Origin of the sequence: Sulfurimonas sp. CVO, assembly GCF_009883775.1 — a bacterium.
GTDB classification, from domain to species: Bacteria; Campylobacterota; Campylobacteria; order Campylobacterales; family Sulfurimonadaceae; genus Sulfurimonas; species Sulfurimonas xiamenensis.
Genome location: NZ_CP033720.1, coordinates 934,149 through 949,482, shown reverse-complemented (window position 1 = coordinate 949,482; position 15,334 = coordinate 934,149). Strand labels below are relative to the sequence as shown.

Annotated in this window: 13 protein-coding genes; 4 read left to right on the top strand and 9 right to left on the bottom strand. The window is 32.3% G+C overall.

Translation table 11 applies throughout. The features are described from left to right. Window positions 1-11 precede the first annotated feature (11 nt). Both CVO_RS04815 and CVO_RS04810 read left to right on the top strand, forming a co-directional pair. Complete coding sequence (locus CVO_RS04815; protein WP_159570425.1) at window positions 12-1,709, top strand: autotransporter assembly complex protein TamA; 1,698 nt, start codon at window positions 12-14, stop codon at window positions 1,707-1,709. Then, window positions 1,706-4,357: a translocation/assembly module TamB domain-containing protein gene (locus CVO_RS04810; RefSeq protein ID WP_159570422.1), complete on the top strand. Its 2,652-nt coding sequence runs from the start codon at window positions 1,706-1,708 to the stop codon at window positions 4,355-4,357. The genes CVO_RS04815 and CVO_RS04810 overlap by 4 nt, the downstream gene beginning before the upstream one ends. Window positions 4,358-4,382: 25 nt before the next feature. On the opposite strand, the gene CVO_RS04805 is transcribed toward CVO_RS04810, so the two are convergent. The 6 genes from CVO_RS04805 to hisS form a co-directional block, all read right to left on the bottom strand. Continuing rightward, window positions 4,383-5,258, bottom strand: a complete 876-nt coding sequence (locus CVO_RS04805) for a universal stress protein (protein WP_159570419.1) — start codon at window positions 5,256-5,258, stop codon at window positions 4,383-4,385. A 3-nt stretch (window positions 5,259-5,261) separates the two neighbouring features. Then, window positions 5,262-6,758 carry a SulP family inorganic anion transporter gene (locus tag CVO_RS04800; protein ID WP_159570416.1) on the bottom strand — a complete coding sequence of 499 codons (1,497 nt, stop codon included), beginning with the start codon at window positions 6,756-6,758 and terminating at the stop codon, window positions 5,262-5,264. 105 nt (window positions 6,759-6,863) lie between these two features. Beyond that, the gene (locus tag CVO_RS04795) at window positions 6,864-8,033 is read right to left on the bottom strand and encodes a pyridoxal phosphate-dependent aminotransferase (protein WP_159570413.1); all 1,170 of its coding nucleotides are present in this window, start codon (window positions 8,031-8,033) and stop codon (window positions 6,864-6,866) included. Between the two features lie 78 nt (window positions 8,034-8,111). Further along, window positions 8,112-8,813, bottom strand: coding sequence for a serine O-acetyltransferase (gene cysE / locus CVO_RS04790; RefSeq protein WP_152299320.1), 702 nt, complete (start codon window positions 8,811-8,813; stop codon window positions 8,112-8,114). A 9-nt stretch (window positions 8,814-8,822) separates the two neighbouring features. Further along, entirely contained in the window at window positions 8,823-10,652 is a 1,830-nt protein-coding gene (gene speA, locus CVO_RS04785) for a biosynthetic arginine decarboxylase (RefSeq protein ID WP_152299321.1), read from the bottom strand. A 20-nt stretch (window positions 10,653-10,672) separates the two neighbouring features. After that, window positions 10,673-11,884 carry a histidine--tRNA ligase gene (gene hisS, locus CVO_RS04780; RefSeq protein ID WP_152299322.1) on the bottom strand — a complete coding sequence of 404 codons (1,212 nt, stop codon included), beginning with the start codon at window positions 11,882-11,884 and terminating at the stop codon, window positions 10,673-10,675. Between the two features lie 204 nt (window positions 11,885-12,088). On the opposite strand from hisS, the gene CVO_RS04775 reads away from it, so the two are divergent. Together CVO_RS04775 and CVO_RS04770 are read left to right on the top strand one after the other, a co-directional pair. Next, window positions 12,089-12,766 carry a superoxide dismutase gene (locus CVO_RS04775; RefSeq protein WP_159570410.1) on the top strand — a complete coding sequence of 226 codons (678 nt, stop codon included), beginning with the start codon at window positions 12,089-12,091 and terminating at the stop codon, window positions 12,764-12,766. A 51-nt stretch (window positions 12,767-12,817) separates the two neighbouring features. After that, entirely contained in the window at window positions 12,818-13,720 is a 903-nt protein-coding gene (locus CVO_RS04770; RefSeq protein ID WP_152299324.1) for a protoglobin domain-containing protein, read from the top strand. Window positions 13,721-13,755: 35 nt separating this feature from the next. Here CVO_RS04770 and tmk read toward each other — a convergent pair whose 3' ends face one another. Genes tmk through CVO_RS04755 form a run of 3 tightly spaced genes read right to left on the bottom strand, consistent with a single transcriptional unit; the run spans window position 13,756 to window position 15,334 of the window. Next, window positions 13,756-14,331 (bottom strand): dTMP kinase, encoded by a 576-nt coding sequence (gene tmk, locus CVO_RS04765; protein ID WP_152299325.1) that lies wholly within the window; start codon window positions 14,329-14,331, stop codon window positions 13,756-13,758. After that, window positions 14,316-14,807 (bottom strand): pantetheine-phosphate adenylyltransferase, encoded by a 492-nt coding sequence (gene coaD / locus CVO_RS04760; RefSeq protein ID WP_152299326.1) that lies wholly within the window; start codon window positions 14,805-14,807, stop codon window positions 14,316-14,318. The genes tmk and coaD overlap by 16 nt, the downstream gene beginning before the upstream one ends. Further along, window positions 14,807-15,334, bottom strand: coding sequence for a UbiX family flavin prenyltransferase (locus tag CVO_RS04755; RefSeq protein WP_152299327.1), 528 nt, complete (start codon window positions 15,332-15,334; stop codon window positions 14,807-14,809). Before CVO_RS04755 ends, coaD begins: the two co-directional genes overlap by 1 nt.

Here is a 15,334-nt window from a genome sequence, read left to right as displayed (position 1 = left end):
TGGGGGTGTAGTTGAAAAAGAAGCTTTTTACCTTTTTTTTATTCTCTGCACTTCTTTTTGCGAAAGAGCATCTGCTGCTTTTTAGCGGAAATAAAGAGCTTTCATCAAAAGAACTTTATAGTGTTCTCGAACTGCATAAACCATACTTTTATGAGTTTTATGTGGATGAGCCTGTTATTGAATTTAAAAATATAGAATTAACCATACAGGCTCTTAAGGATTACTATAAATCAAAAGGCTTTTACCACACAAATATATCTTATCTAAAAGATAAAAATTCAATAACTCTTCTTATAGAAGAAAATAACCCGATTATAGTTAAAAGTGTAACTTTTATATCAAACTTGGATATTTCTAAAGAGATTCCTTTTAAAGAGGGTGAAATATTTAGTGCTGATAAATTTACACGGAGTAAGAAAGATATAAAACTGCTTTATGCAAATAGCCATTTTTGCAACGCTTCTCTTGATGCAAAAGCATGGATAGATATAGAGCAAAATTTTGCTTATTTAGCATATGAAGTTATACAAAATAAGAAATGTTATTTTGGCAATATAGAAATAATACCTACAAAAAATATTGATGCTGATATATTAAAGTCTCTTATATATTTTGAAGAAGGTGAGCCTTTTTCTACTAATAAAATAACAAGAAGTTATGAGAGCTTATATGGATATGAAGGTATTTCAAAATCTATAATCAATACAAATATAAAGAAAAACAATAGAGTTGATATAACTATAAATACAATAGAAAATGAAAAACCTGTTCGTTTTATGGCCGGCTTAGGTGCTAGCAGTGATGAAGGTGTTATGTTTTTTCTTGGAATTAAACATAGAAATTTTTTAGGAAATCTCAAAAGTTTGGGAGCTGAGACAAGAGTAACTCAAATAAAACAGACCATAAAAACAAATTTTGATATGCCGCTTATAAATAAAAATTTTACAGGTTTTGAAGTTGGTTATGAAAATGAAGATTTTATAACTTTTAAAGAAGAGAGAATATTTGCTGATCTTTTTTTAAAACAAAAGGTCTCCTCCTATACAACATTTAAAGAAAGTATACTTTTTGATAAAGCAAGAACTTATGATATTAATGATGAAACTCTATTTCCAAAAAGTTCTCTTTTTGTAGTATCTCCAAAACTTGAATGGAATTATGATACAAGAGATAAAATATTAGATCCAAGATCGGGGTATTTTATAAATTCTCAAATAAGCGGTTCTGTAAAGAGTGCTGTTTCTGATGCATCATATCATAAATTTAAATTAAACGGCGGTTACATACTCCCTATCAATGACTATATTGTTGGTTTAAAAGCAACTTTTGGAACATTAAGCATAAGTGATGGGTATATCCCATCTTCTTACCGTTTTTTTGCCGGCGGAATGTACAGCAATCGTGCTTATGGTTATAGAAAATTAGGTCCGACAGATGATAAAAACAACCCTATAGGCTCTGATTCAATTATAGAAACTACAGCTGAAGTTAGATTTAATATTTACAAAGATTTGAGAGGAGTTCTTTTTAGCGATACTACATTTTTGGGAAATGACAGCACTCCCAATTATGACAATGGATATTATAGTGCAGGATTTGGACTTCGCTACAATACACCAGTCGGACCAATTGCAATTGATGCAGGATTTGATATAGAAAATCCTATGAAACAATATGCTATACATTTTCATATCGGAGAGCTGTTTTGATAAAAAAAACTTATCTTTTTTTTCAAATTATCACAATATTTGCACTCTTTATAGCAACTGTTGCTATTTTTATTTTATTTCAAAAAGATATTGTGCCATATTTTGCTCAAAAATATTTAAAAGAGCATAAAATAGAATATAGTTTGATAGAGGGCACTCTGTATAGCGGAGTTGTTATTAAAGATTTTAAATATGAAGAGAGTATAAAAATTGATGAGCTTAGAGTAAATTATAATCTTTTGATGTTGATACATCCGACTCCAAGAATAGAATATATAGGTGCAAAGGGAGTTACTATAGATGCAGATAAGATTTTAAAATCATCTAGCGATAAAGAACAAGAATCAAAATTTGCATTTAATATTTCAAAAATAGATGTAAAAAATGCAAATATTAACTATAAAAATAAACTCTACACTTTCAATTTAGAGGGTTCTGATTTTAGTTTTAGAGATAAAATCGACCTTGAAAAAATAGAGCTTGAATTGAAAACATCTTATGGTTTGCTTTCTCTCAATGGGCAGATAAAATCAAATAATTTAAAAGCGCAATCAACTGTTTTAATAGATAAAAAGATAAAAAGTAAGTATCTATATTTTTTAACATATACTCCAGAAAAATTTGATGTAGATTTAGATGTATCAATGAAAAAAATATCTTTAAAAACATCATTAAAAAAGATTATTTTTAAGGATGTTGAAAACCTTGAATTAAACAATACAAACATAAATTTAATATATAAGTTTAAAGATGATTTTTTTGTTGTTAATTCAGACTATGGTGCTTTTTATGAAAGGAGTGAAATTTTTGTAAAACAGGAAACTTTAGTTACATTTGATTTAAAAGTTGATTCTAAATTAGATGCAGAGATAATAAAAGATGAGTTAAATCTGCCTTTTAAAAATTTTGCACTAAAGATAAATAAAGATGAAAATTTTACGAAAATTGATTTTGATGCGCAAGATATTGAAGTAAATACTAAGACTAAAGACTATAAAAATTTTATTTTAAAAGCAGATACAAAATATGCATATTTAGATGGAATATTTGAGAGAGACAACAACGCTTCAACGCTGCACGGTCAGCTTTATCCAAAAAAAGAGGCACCTTTTATAAAAGAGTATTATCATGATAAATTTTCCAAAATAAATCTTTTTGTATCAAAAGATCAAGATACTATAAGAGGCAATATAAATGCAGATATTTTTTCTTTAACACTCTTTAATGATGATAAAGGAGCTCTTAAAGGTTTAGCTAAAATGGGCTCTAGCAAGTTTAATATAGAGGGAGATTTAAATAAAAGAGTACTTAACATTGACTCAGAGTTAGAGTCTCTAAATACTCTATTGTATGAACTTGATTTAAATGCACTTGATGAGGATATGTTTTTTGATGCAAAAGCAACTATAAAAGCAGATATATCTTATAAAGATACATTTGAGATAAAAACAAGATTAGATATTCCATGGTATAAAGTTAAACTTGATACTAAAACTATATATACGGGAGAAGATGCTTTTTTTGAGTTTTTTTATAAAAATTCTCAAGCAACTCTGCAAAGATACGGTTTTAAAGTTGCAAATTATAATATTTACTCAAATAGAGCCTCAAAAATTATTTTAAACGAAAAAGGCGAGCTAGAGCTTAAAGAGTTTTGGGTTTATGATAATTTGCTATTACGAGGAATATTAAGACCATCTGATATGAGTGCAGATATTAATATAAAAAGTGATAAATTTCATTATAAATCAGATGATGCCAATGTAACTTTAAAAATGAATTTGCAAGCAAGCATTGATAGCAGCGGTAAACAAAATGTTACAGGTGATATAACTGTTTTAGACGGCATAGTTACATATGCTCCTAAAAAAGAGCATGTTATTGGTGATGAAGATATTATAATTATTCAAGATATAAAACCAGAGAAGAAAAAAGTAGATAGAGCATTAAATATATCTATAAACTCACTAAAACCAATAAAGTATAAAATAAAAGAAGCTGATCTTTTATTTACTCCAAATTTAACGCTTTATCAAGAGACAAGTAGCTCAATGCAGATACTTGGGACGGTACAAATTAACAAAGGAACCATTAATATAAGTGACAGAGTTTTCGAGTTTGATGAGAGCGAAATATATTTTGTTGATGATAAATATACAAATCCTTATCTAAATTTAAATCTGCACTATTATACGCTTGATAACATAGACATAGAGATATATATTACAAATAGAGTAAATTCTCCTGTAATTATTTTTGCTTCAAATCCTCAAATGAGTCAAGAAGACATTATGTCATATATTTTATTTGGCGCTGCTGCTTCATCTGTTTTTGATACAAGTGAAGATAGTTCTAAAACTTCTCTAAGTAATCTGCTTTTAGGTGCGGGTTTAAAAGAGATGCTTAATAAATCAACAAATTTGAAAATAGATACTTTAAATATTTTAACAAATGAAGAGGGAACTCTTGGATATGAGATAGGAACACGCTTTGGCAAAAATATCCGTCTTGTTTATAGAAATGATGAGATATCAACTATAATATTGCAATATAGTATAAGCAAGTCAATAAGAATTGATGTAGATGTAAAAGAGACAGGGCAGGGAGTCGGTATATATTATATAAAAGATTTTAAACTTAAGGAGTGACAAAAAACTTGTCACTGCAAATAAATTATTTTAAAATAATCAGCGGAATTTTTACATTTTGGATAAGTTTTGTTGTAAAACTTCCAAAAAGAGCTGTCTTTAATTTACCGTGGCTATATGAACCAATTGCCATTATGTCTATATTATTACTTTTTTGAGAATTTAAAATCTCTTCTAAAGGATCGCCTGATTTTGATATAAACTCACAGTTGAGTGTTTTATCTTGGATTATTTCTTTGGCATTTTCAATTAACTCTTGAGATTTTTTTGTATCATTGCAGATATTTATGACAAATCTTTTTATATCCCTTCCCAGCATAGGGGAGGAGGAAACTTCTTCCAGAGCTCTTGTTGAACCACTTTCACCGTTAAATGCTATCATTACATTTTTTATAGGAGAGTACTCTTTGTTGACTAAAATAATCGGCACATTTACATCTCTTATAATATTTTCAACCTGAGATCCGATTTCCATAATATCTGAGTTATGGTCAACTCCAGATATCCCAAACAGAACAACTCTCATTTTTTCTTCAAGTTCTTTGAGATTTTCATATAAAGTTCCATGTCTTTGAGAGATTACAACATCTTCAAAACCGCTGTTTATAACTTTTTCTTTTAAGGATTTTAAAATATCTTTTCCATTGTTTATAAGCTTTTTGCTTTCCACGGCATCTTCATCAGAAAGGTCATTTAAAAGAGTATCTCTTTCACCAAAGCCGATGCTTCCAGAGAGGTCACTTTTGGATGATATATGTGTATGTTCTATTGTATTTAATAATACTAACGGCAATTTTAACTCTTTTGCAATATACAGCCCATATTCACAAACAGCTTCAGAATATTTTGAGCCGTCTATACAGGCAAGTACAGCCTCTTTTATAGTATTTATATTTTGCATGCTTTAATGTCCTCCCATTATTTTTTCAATCTCTTCTGGTTTATCGTGAACACCAAATCTGTCAATTATAGTACTGCTCGCTCTATTTTTGCCGATAATTGTTACATTTGCACCTTCACGGCGAAGTTTAATCACTACTTTGTCAAGTGCATACACAGCAGAAATATCCCAAAAATGAGCTTTGTTTAAGTCTATCACGATATTTTCTACAACTTCCTTAAAATCGAAAAATTCTACAAATCTGTCCGCACTGTTGAAGAATACCTGACCGACTATTTTATATGTTCTTGTATCTGTTTGTTCATTATAAAATGTTTCACTATACATAAAATGGCTGATTTTGTTTGCAAAAAAGAGCGATGCCAAAAGTACACCCACAAATACTCCAAGTGCTAGATTATGTGTCCATACAACCACCACAACTGTTGCCACCATAACTACATTTGTAGATATCGGCAGAGTTTTTAATTTTTTTATAGAGCCCCAGTCAAATGTACCGATGGAAACCATTATCATAACCGCCACAAGTGCCGCCATTGGGATTATAGAGATTAAATCACTTAAAAATACAACCATTATAAGTAAAAATACACCCGCAAGCAGAGTCGAGAGTCTTGTTCGTCCACCTGATTTTACATTGATAACGGACTGCCCAATCATGGCACAACCTGCCATACCGCCCATAAAACCTGAAGCAATATTTGCAACGCCCTGACCGCTGCACTCTCGGTTTTTATCACTCTTTGTATCCGTTAAATCATCTACGATAGTAGCCGTCATTAAAGACTCCAAAAGGCCGACTATAGCTAAAGATATAGAGTATGGAAGTATAATCATAAGTGTCTCAAGGTTAAAAGGAATCTGAGGAATTAAAAAAATCGGAAGCGTATCTGGAAGCGCGCCCATGTCTCCTACATTTCTTACATCTATGTCAAATAAAATAACCACCAAAGTGATAGCTACGATGGTTATAAGCGGAGAGGGGAGCAGTGTTCCTATCTTTGGAATGTATGGAAAAAGATAGATAATGCCAAGACCTGCAGCTGTAAGCGCATATACATGCCACGAAACATTTGTGAGTTCGGGAAGCTGCGCCATAAAGATAAGTATGGCAAGTGCATTGACAAAACCGACAACAACCGCGCGGGGGACAAAACTCATTAGCTGACCGAGTTTAAAGTGCCCTGCAATCATCTGAAGCATACCTGTTAAAACCGTAGCCGCAAGAAGATACTCCAAACCGTGCTCTTTTACAAGTGTGACCATTAAAAGCGCCATTGCACCCGTTGCCGCACTAATCATTCCGGGACGGCCGCCAACAAAGGCAATAACAACCGCGATACAAAAAGATGCATAAAGTCCTACTTTGGGATCAACTCCCGCAATAATAGAGAAAGCTATGGCTTCTGGTATAAGTGCAAGTGCGACCACCAAGCCTGCTAGTGTGTCTCCTTTTATATTGGAAAACCACTCCTCTTTTTTTAAATATTTTTGTAGCAATTATTATCCTTTTTGTTTTTTGTATGTTTTTTGATTTTTTAATAAATGAGGAGTTTATCTCCGCTAAATAGCAGAGATAAACTATAATAAAATTTAAAAATTATTTTATGCTTTTAGTTCTTTTACAAACTCTTCGATTCTTTTTATTCCTTCGTGAATACTATCTATATCTGTTGCAAAACTAAATCTAAAGTATCCTTCGCTTCCAAAGCCGACACCCGGAACTACAGCAACACCTTTTTTTTCTAAAAGATCTTTACAAAACTGCATAGAATCATTGCTTATCTCTTTGATATTAACAAAAAGATAAAAAGCGCCATTAGGTTTATAGACACTAAGCCCGTCAATCGCATTGATAAGTTTTACCGCTTCATCGCGACGCTCTTTAAATGCTACTCTCATCTTTTCAATCTCTGCATCGGCTGAACCGTCCAAACCTGGAATTGCTGCTTTTTGCGTTATAGAGTTGATATTTGAAGTGCTTTGGCTTTGAAGTTTTTTTGTTGCTTGAATAAGTTCAGTGTTGTGAGCTGCCATATAACCAAATCTCCATCCTGTCATGGCAACTGATTTGCTAAGACCGTTAATGGTCACTGTTCTTTTAAACATATCATCACTTACCGCTGCTGCAGATGTAAACTCACCGTCATAGATAAGTTTTTCATACATCTCATCACTTGCAACTATAATATTAGTTCCTTCTAGAATTTTCCCAATTTCTTCAAGTTCAGCTCTTGAATAAACTGCACCTGTTGGATTTGAAGGGCTTGTAAGTACCAGCATTTTTGTTTTAAATGTAAGAGCTTTTTTTAATTGTTCAGGCGTTATTTTAAATTCATTATCATCATGTGTTTCTATCTCAACTACAGATCCGCCGAAATATGAAACTAATTCAGGATAGGTAACCCAATAAGGAGAAGGAATAATAACTTCATCTCCTTTTTGAATTGTTGCTGCAAAAAGATTAAATAAAGAGTGCTTTGCACCGTTATTTGTGATTATTTGATTGGGAGCATAAGTTAACCCGTTTTCTCTTTTTAGCTTATTTGATATTGCTGTTTTAAGAGCAGGAATACCGTCAACAGCCGTGTATTTTGTAAAACCTTCATTTATAGCAGCTATTGCAGCATCTTTAATAACTTGAGGAGTATCAAAATCAGGTTCACCTGCAGAGAAGCTGATGATATCTTTGCCTTGAGCTTTTAATTCTGTAGCAAGCGTTGAAATTGCAATTGTAATTGATTCTGATAGTGTGTTAATGCGATCTGTTAACATACGAACCCTTTTTTAAAAAATATTGAGCGAATTATACTAAAATAATTTAATATATTAGTAGGTATTTATATTGAAATTTCAGTTTTTCATAGCCTTAATAAAAGATTCATAAATTTTTTCTAATTCTAAATCTTGATCAAGAAGATCTTTATTATCTTCAACCAATATATGCTCCAGTACTGCAACACGCTTTAGCATATATTCAAACATCTCTTTATTTATGTCAGGAAGCAAATTGTGCATAAGAGGCTCTTTACATCTTCCTTTTTCTATAACATGTGCAGGAATTCCTATAGCAGTAGCATTATCAGGCACATTTTTAACAACAACAGAATTCGCTCCAATCTTAGCATACTTACCAATAGTAATATTTCCTAAAACTTTTGCTCCAGCACCTATTACGGCACCTTTTTTTATTGTAGGATGTCTTTTTCCGTGCGTTAGAGAAACACCGCCAAGAGTTACTCCCTGATAAATTAAAACATCATCTTCTACTATTGTCGTTTGTCCTATAACAACTCCAAATCCATGGTCGATAAAGACTCTTTTTCCAATTACGGCACCAGGATGTATATCTATATTTGTTAAAAATTGACTAAAACCCATAATGATTCTTGCAAGACTTTTAAAGTTTGCCTTATAAAGTCTATTAGCAATTCTATACCAAGCCAATGCCCATACACCTGGGTAATTAAATAAAAAATCAAATTTAGAATTTAATGCCGGATCATTTTTATAAGCATTAGAAAAATCTTCTTTGATTTCGGCATAAAGTCCCAAGATAAGCTCCTAATATGTAGTTCTTAAATAGCCATTTTGCTTTAAAAATAACTCTAATTTTGCAAGTGTATCATTTTTTTCTTGCTCAGTAATAAAATGAGAATTTGATAAATCGTTTTTAAGCTTATTAAAAACTTCTTCTTCATCATAACCAAGAGTATTTAGTATCTCTAATATATTTTTTGATTCAACCGCATTTTTTATTTCATAACTGTTCTCATCTATAATAACGGTATATTCGCTTGGATGCGTAAAGAGGTTGTGATTCATTCCAAGTGTCTCTTGATAAGCACCTACATTAAAAAATCCTAAAAAATAATCCTCTTCATCCAAATTTACATCATGTAGATAGAGAGGTTTGTCAGGATTGAAACCAATTTCACCATCACTGTCGCATGTAATATCCCATAAAGAAGCTGCCCTTAGTGGAACAGTGTTTAAATGGTGCAGTGGCATAACAGGAAAGTGTTGATTTAATCCCCAATAATCAGGCAGACTTTGAAATATGGAAGCGTTAATAAGGTATCTTTCCTGCAGTTTTACTTGTAGTTGCGCTAACTCATCTGTTGGATTTGCAGATTTTAGATAGAGTGCTTTTTTGATAATATTGTGAACTAAAATTTCTGCGTTGGAACGATCTTGTAGATCTATATATCCCAAATCAAAAAGAGTTAATAGTGACTCCATATGATCAAGTGCATCATGCAGATACTCTATACAATTTGTGTTGTTTAAAAGTCTGTTTAGCTCTATAAGTTCCTCAATTAGAGGAGGATTGTTTTTTTTGAAATTAAGCAGTTTCTCTTGATAATCCTGCGTAAATAGTTCAAGAACAGGTGTAATAAGCACGGCGTGTGAAGCAACGATAAATCGTCCCGATTCCGTAAAGATGTCAGGATGCTCAACATTTTTTGCATTCATAATTTCGCCCAAAAGAAAAACAACACTGCTTGAAAACTCATCTATAGAGTAGTTTCTTGCACTTGACATAACATGCTGATCATACTCAACTGCCAAACCGCCTCCGATATTAATGCTCTTTAGAGATGTAGCTCCCATTTTTTTGAGTTCGGCATAGATATTTCCAGCTTCACGAAGCGCTTTTTTTAGAGGTGCTATATCAGACATTTGTGAACCGATATGAAAATGGACCATATTGAGTTGATTTAGCAGTTTTGCATCTTTTAAAAGGGCAATTGCCTCTATGATTTCGGTAGAGGTTAAACCAAATTTTGCATCCATTCCTCCGCTTTTTGCCCAGATACCGCTGCCTGCGCTGTGAAGTCTAACTCTTATACCGATATTTGGGACTTTAAGGTCACACTCTTTTGCAACTTCTATAATAGTTTCAAGTTCACCCAATCCCTCTATCGTAATTGTAATATTGTGTCCGCTTTGTGCAGCTATAAAGCCCAAAGTAATCATCTCTTTGTCTTTAAAACCGTTTACTGTAATGTTAGCACCCATCGGAGTTTTGCTCATTGCAAGTATCAGCTCTGCTTTAGAACCTGCCTCCAAACCGTAACTATATTGAGCTCCTTGAGAAGTTACAGCCTCTACTGCATGTGGAAATTGATTTACCTTTAAAGGAAAAACAGCGTTGAAATTTCCTTTATAGTTATTTTGCTGTATAGCCTTATCAAAGTAACTGTAAAGAGTTCTGATTTGGCTTTTAATAAGATGAGGAAATCTGAGTAAAATAGGACCTCTTACATCATTTAAGCGAATATCTTCAACAATTTGAAGCAATGATGGCATGCACTTATAGTTTAATTTTATCTGGCCGTCTTCAATAATAAAATTTTTGTTAGACCAAATATCAAGACCGAAATTATTCATAAAAATATCCTCATAAAATATTAAAAATCTTCCAGGGTTACTGTTTTTTCTGTTTTATCTTCTAAATTTTTCACCCAAATAGTACCATTTTTCATCTCCTCAGAACCTATAACTGCACAATATTTAGCATTTGTTTTATCAGCAGCTTTGAGATGATTTTTGAGATTTTTTGATTTGTAATCTACAATTACAAGATTTGATTCTCTTTTTTTATGGGCAACCTTTATTATTGTATCAATACTTTCATCATCCATGGCACCAATATAGTAACCCTCCTTTTTAACCTCAGGCATCTTTATAAGTTCCATCAATCTTTCTATTCCCATAGCAAATCCTACCGCTGGAGTAGGGCGGCCGTCTAAAAATTCTACAAGTCTATCATATCTTCCGCCTCCGGCTATTGCACTTTGGCTTCCTATGTTGTCGCTTACAAACTCAAATGCGGTTTTAGAGTAGTAATCTAATCCTCTTACAAGATTTGTATTTATCTCATATGCAATAGCGTTGTCATCTAAAATTTTTGTTAATGTAGTAAAATCTTTTTCACACTCAGAACATAGATTTTGCATAAGCTTAGGTGCATTTATATAAAGTTCTTGACATGAACCATTTTTACAATCAAGCACCCTTATGGGATTTGTATCAAGTCTTCGGATGCAGTCTTCACAGATTGTATCTTTGCACTCTTGCACAAAATGAATTAATTTTTTACGGTAAGATGGCATGCACTCAATACAGCCTAGAGAATTAAGCTGCAGCCTGTAACCAATACCCAGCTCTTTTAAAATATCACTCACCATCATAATCATATTTGCATCTTCATAAACGCTCTCAACTCCAAAGCTCTCAACTCCAAACTGATGAAATTGTCTCAATCTGCCTTTTTGAGGTCTTTCGTACCTAAACATCGCTCCATGATAAAAAAATCTATGTACACCACCTGCGCGGTCTAGTTTTTTTTGTATAAATGCGCGCACAACTCCGGCAGTCCCTTCCGGCCGTAAGCAGATGTCATTTCCGCCTTTATCAACAAACTGATACATCTCTTTTCCGACAATATCACTTGATTCTCCGACTGAACGCTTAAAAAGAGAAGTCTCTTCTAAAAGAGGAGTTTCTATAAAATGAAAGCCATATCTCTGCGCAATTTTAGTGGCAGTATCTATAAAGTAAGTAAATCTTTTATAATCATCACTTAGGATATCGTTCATGCCTCTTAGTGAAGTAATCATCTGTTTCCTTGAAAATTCTATTTTATTTATTATTGATTTGATTTGAAAGGATACCATTTTTTGCTTATATTTCATTGACTAATAATATTGTGATTTTAATAATATCTGAATGTAGATAATTTTTTTTACATTCTTTTAATAAAAGTATCTTATACTATTAATACTTATAGTATTTTATTACAAATTATAAACAAGGATATTGTCATGATTGAATTACCAAAACTGCCATTTGCTGAAGATGCATTAGAACCCTTTATCTCCTCGGAAACAATACAGTACCATTACCACAAGCATCATGCGGGGTATGTCAATAAACTCAATGAGTTAATTAAAAATACAGTTTATGAGAAAATGTCTCTCTCTTCTATCATTCGTGATTCGCAAGGAGCTGTTTTTAATAATGCAGCACAGGTATTTAACCATACTTTTTACTGGAGCAGTTTAAGCGGCAAAAAATCTCTTCCCGGCAAAGAACTTTTAGAGAAAATCAATAATGATTTTGGTTCAGTTGAAGCTCTAAAAGAGGAGTTTATTAAAGCCGGAGCAGCACTCTTTGGTTCAGGTTGGGTATGGCTTGTAAGAGAGCCTAATGGACATTTAACAGTTAAAACAACTCAAAACGCAGACAACCCTCTAAAGTCGCATATGATACCGCTATTTGTTTGTGATGTATGGGAGCATGCTTATTATATTGATTATAGAAATATGCGTCCAAAATACTTAGAAGAGTTTTGGAACTATATAAACTGGGAACATGCAACAAAAACTTTTAATAAAACAGACAATAATATTTTTATCGCAGCAGAACCTTGCAATGATATTCATGACCCTTTTTGTGAAGTGTTTGATGAACTTCAACACCAAGATAGAGTAACGAGTTAAATACAAGTTTTATTTACATAGAATAATTAATCTTGAATATAAAGGTACAAAATGCAGCAGCATGAGAGTTTAAAAGAGCACTATAAATTTACGCAGGAAGAGGCTTTAATTTTACAAACTCTTCAACCTAAAATGAGTGCGCTTGCAGATAAATTTATTGATGAATTTTATGATTATATTTGGGGATTTGGTTCAACTGCAAAATTTCTTAAAAATCAAAAAATTATTGATTATCACCGCACTAAAATAAAAGCGTGGTTTATAAATCTTTTTTGCGGTAAATATGATCTGCACTATTTTACTTACCTCTATAAAATCGGTGAAATACATGTGCGAATTGGACTTCCGACACACTATGTAAATTCTGCATTTACATTTGTAAGAACTTTTATCATAAAAAATATTGAAAAAAATTCCAAAGATGAGATACAGCGCTTAAAAGAGATAGAGGCGGTTGAGAAGATTGTAGATATCAATCTTGATACACTTACAAGTTCATATAGAGAGGAGGAGCTTAGTAAATTTTTATCTCTCTCTAAATTTGAAAAAACAGTTTTATCAGGTTTGAAAAAATTCAATTCATATATCAATTTTTTCTTAGCGGGATCTTTGGCATTAGTGGCATTTTTTGCAATAGGACTGTTTGTTTATGATATATATCTGCTTTTTTTTACAGATATTGGCATAGAGAAAGGAATCTTGACTGTTCTTGGAAGCTTGCTCGTATTATGGGCGGCAATCGAGCTCATTCATGAAGAGATTAATCATTTACAAGGCAAAGGGTTTGCTATTGGAGCTTTTATAATGCTTGCTATGGCAGCTCTGATTAGAAAAGTGTTAATTTACTCACTCTCTTCAGAAAAAGGTAATGAACTTTTAGTGATAGGCGTAGTTATCGTTGCATTAGCAGTCTCTTACTGGCTTGTAAATGTAAAAAATAGAGTGAGTATTTAGTACCAACCATAAGATTTAGCCTAAAATTAAAAAAACTATTTTTTTATATTATTTAATATTTCTTTTGTAATTTCATCTATATTTTTAGCTGCATTGATTGTTATAAGTTCTATATTTAGGAGTTTTGCAGCTTCAATAATGCAATTTTGAATGTTAAGCAGATACTCTACGCCTCTTAATTCTATGCCATCTAGTTTTTTTTGTGAAAGTCTAAATTCAAGTTCTTTTTTTTCTAAAAAGAGTAAAAAAACTTTTGAAGGATATATGCCGTCTGTTGCAAAATTATTTAAAGATAGTAAATCTTTTTTTTCTATTTCACCTTGAGCCAAGGCATAAGCAACTCCGCTTACTGCACTTCTGTCAGATATGATTGTTTTATCTAGATTTGGTTTTATAATCTCTTTTACATGTTCGGCGCGATCTGCTAAAAAAAGTAAAAATTCCGCTTTTTTACTTTTTGTTTTTGCACTTAGCACTATCTCTCTTATCTCTTTTCCTACATCAGTACCGCCTGGCTCTTTTGTAATAACAGCATTGTCAAAATGTTTTTCTAATTTTTTAATCTGTGTACTTTTTCCGGCAGTATCAATTCCCTCTATTGCAATGTACATGAATTCATTTTTCCTATAATATTTTGAACATCTTTTGGGAGCAAGTGATCTGTTTTGGCATTAAATTTTAAAAGATTTCTAACACTTGAAGAGCTAATAAAGGCATGTTGCAGTTTTGGCATTAAGTATACTGTTTCAATGCTTTTATCAAGAGAGTTGTTAAGATACCCAAGCTGCAACTCGTATTCAAAATCACTTACGGCTCTAAGACCGCGGATTAGCACATTGGCATTGTGTGTTTTTGCTAACTCAACCGTAAGATTGTCAAATCCGAGTACGGTAACATTTTTGAGATTTTTAACAGCCTCTTTTGTCATATGTATACGCTCTTGCAGAGTAAACATAGGCTTTTTGTCAGTTGATATTGCAACAGCTATAATAAGCTCGTCGAAGAGATTTAAAGCCCTTTCAATAATATCATAATGACCATTTGTAATAGGGTCAAATGTTCCTGGATAGAGTGCTATTTTTTTCATTATTCCCACCTTTTGTATAAAGTATTTTCAATATTAAGTAGATCAAACCATTTACCTATAATAAAGTTTTCCATCTCATCTAAAGTTTGTTGTTTAGAGTAATATGCCATAACAGGAGGTGCTACAATAACTCCTAAAGTTGCCAATTTATGCATATTTTCGAGCGCTATTGCAGAAAATGGCATCTCTCGCGGCGCTAAGATAAGTTTTTTATGCTCTTTTATCATTACACTCGCGCATCTTGTAACTAAATTGTCAGCAATACCACATGCAATTTTTGCTAATGTATTCATGCTGCAAGGTGCTATTATCATGGCATCTACTCCAAAAGAGCCTGATGCAACGCTTGCTGAAATGTCATTATTGTCATGAATGGTTGCATCCATCTCTTTATGTAAGACTATCTTTGAATTTTGTGTCATAATAAAATGTTTGTCAATATTTTTAGGAAGCAGTTGAATGACTTTTAATCCCAGATTAACCCCGCTTGCACCACTTGCTGCGACTACTATTTTACGATTTTTCAC

What these genes read in the sequence shown, in the direction of transcription:
- tmk (WP_152299325.1), bottom strand. Translation starts at nt 14,331, where the DNA reads ATGTACATTGCAATAGAGGGAATTGATACTGCCGGAAAAAGTACACAG.
- CVO_RS04805 (WP_159570419.1), bottom strand. Translation starts at nt 5,258, where the DNA reads ATGCAAAATATAAATACTATAAAAGAGGCTGTACTTGCCTGTATAGAC.
- speA (WP_152299321.1), bottom strand. Translation starts at nt 10,652, where the DNA reads ATGAATAATTTCGGTCTTGATATTTGGTCTAACAAAAATTTTATTATT.
- CVO_RS04775 (WP_159570410.1), top strand. Translation starts at nt 12,089, where the DNA reads ATGATTGAATTACCAAAACTGCCATTTGCTGAAGATGCATTAGAACCC.
- coaD (WP_152299326.1), bottom strand. Translation starts at nt 14,807, where the DNA reads ATGAAAAAAATAGCACTCTATCCAGGAACATTTGACCCTATTACAAAT.
- CVO_RS04795 (WP_159570413.1), bottom strand. Translation starts at nt 8,033, where the DNA reads ATGTTAACAGATCGCATTAACACACTATCAGAATCAATTACAATTGCA.
- hisS (WP_152299322.1), bottom strand. Translation starts at nt 11,884, where the DNA reads ATGATTACTTCACTAAGAGGCATGAACGATATCCTAAGTGATGATTAT.
- CVO_RS04770 (WP_152299324.1), top strand. Translation starts at nt 12,818, where the DNA reads ATGCAGCAGCATGAGAGTTTAAAAGAGCACTATAAATTTACGCAGGAA.